At 48.1% G+C, this 343-nt stretch carries 1 protein-coding gene; it reads right to left on the bottom strand.

The window, feature by feature from the left end:
- A partial coding sequence (locus F8C76_RS19435; protein ID WP_211372207.1) for a 2-oxo acid dehydrogenase subunit E2 occupies positions 1-343 on the bottom strand: 343 nt, incomplete at both ends.

The raw sequence follows: 343 nt of genomic DNA, 5'->3' as shown, positions 1-343 counted from the left end.
CCTTTATCCCTTTTTTATCCGCATCCTTGATCACCGGCACAACCAATCCATTAGGTGTATCGACTGCGATACCAATATTGATATACCGCTTTTCAATCAATGCTTCGCCGCTATTTTCCAAAGAGCTGTTAAACCGTGGATATTCCTTTAACGCCCGTGCACAGGCCGCTACTAGGAAAGCCAACATGGTGAGCTTTACCCCTTCACGTTCAAGACGCTTGTTCTGGCTCTTACGAAACGCCTCCAAGTCGGTGATATCCGCATTGTCATGCTGGGTTACATGGGGAATAGTCAACCATGAACGGGTCAGATTCTGCGCCGACACCTTGCGCAGCTTGTTCAA

Origin of the sequence: Flagellimonas olearia (assembly GCF_009184425.1) — a bacterium.
Lineage (GTDB): Bacteria > Bacteroidota > Bacteroidia > Flavobacteriales > Flavobacteriaceae > Flagellimonas > Flagellimonas olearia.
The sequence above is the reverse complement of the archived record's forward strand: the minus strand, read 5'-3'. Positions and strand labels throughout refer to the sequence as shown.